Source organism: Oleiphilus sp. HI0043 (assembly GCF_001634935.1).
Map to the genome: position 1 here is coordinate 1 of NZ_LWEY01001759.1, position 1,033 is coordinate 1,033.

1 protein-coding gene and 1 pseudogene are annotated in these 1,033 nt (G+C 42.7%); one reads left to right on the forward strand and one right to left on the reverse strand.

Features of this window, described 5'->3' with window-relative positions:
- Positions 1 to 646, reverse strand: a pseudogene (locus tag A3729_RS27190) (OmpA family protein); the annotation flags it as partial.
- Positions 647 to 839: 193 nt separating this feature from the next.
- Between A3729_RS27190 and A3729_RS31165 the strand changes: the two are divergent.
- Positions 840 to 1,033, forward strand: a 194-nt coding sequence (locus A3729_RS31165; RefSeq protein WP_255376415.1) for an exonuclease domain-containing protein, incomplete at its 3' end; no start/stop codon positions are given.

A 1,033-nucleotide genomic window follows, 5' to 3' on the forward strand; every position in this document is an offset into this window, starting at 1 on the left:
TCGAGTCATTTAAGACATAGAGAACCACCAAATCCAGTGACTTTATATCACGCTCGGTTAGATCTGACTTATCAGATTCAAAATGCACACGCGTTTTCTCGACCTGCCTAAAATTAACCGGCAACAAACCTGCTATACAATCAAGATAGCCATTATAGATTGACTTGAAATTAACACTATTAATTCTAACCCTGATTGAATCATCGCTGTACCAAGCTTTCCGGGTAAAAGTTGGCGTCATGCCTTCTAATAGGCCCTGCATCATATTAGTCGCTTTAGCTCTAGGCACACTTAAAGGCTGATCNCTATCTACAACGTCGACATAACCCAGATCCTGAATTACCTTGCCCGGCTTCCAAGATGAAGCCTCAACCACTAACGCCGCTTTACCCGGTTTCATAGGGTTATTATTAGTCATCGTATAGAAGCGCAGGTTCTCTCCTGCTTCATGATAGAAGACACCCTTACCATAATAAGGAATATCATGAACCAGACTGCATTCGAATATAGAGGAAGACAGGTACCACTGACTCTGATCCAGCTCTGCGCTATAGGTTTTGGCATGGGCAAGGCTTGATAAGCAAGCTAACACGACTCCTAACATTAAGCCTCTTACAAAAGTACTACCGCGCTTCAAATCGGACACCTCACAAATTCTCTTACCATAATAAATCGGATCAGCTCTTTTTGTAGCAAGCCCCTAATAAGGTATTTTCCAAGTCACATAAAAACTGAAAACAAAACCTGGCAATTCTTTGCCCTATCATAACCTTGCTCTGATATACTGTCGCTACAACTTGGCCGACTTAGCCACGCAACGGAACAAATAAGGACAAACCGTGCCAAACCAATCTGAAAAATGCAATTCTCACGCCATATCCAATCGCTTTCGGGGCTTTCTTCCAGTCGTGATTGATGTTGAGACCGCTGGCTTTAACGCAAAAACCGACGCTCTACTAGAAATAGCCGCTGTTATTATCAGCATGAAGACCGATGGCGATCTCTACCTAAAAGAAACTGTACATTGCAATGT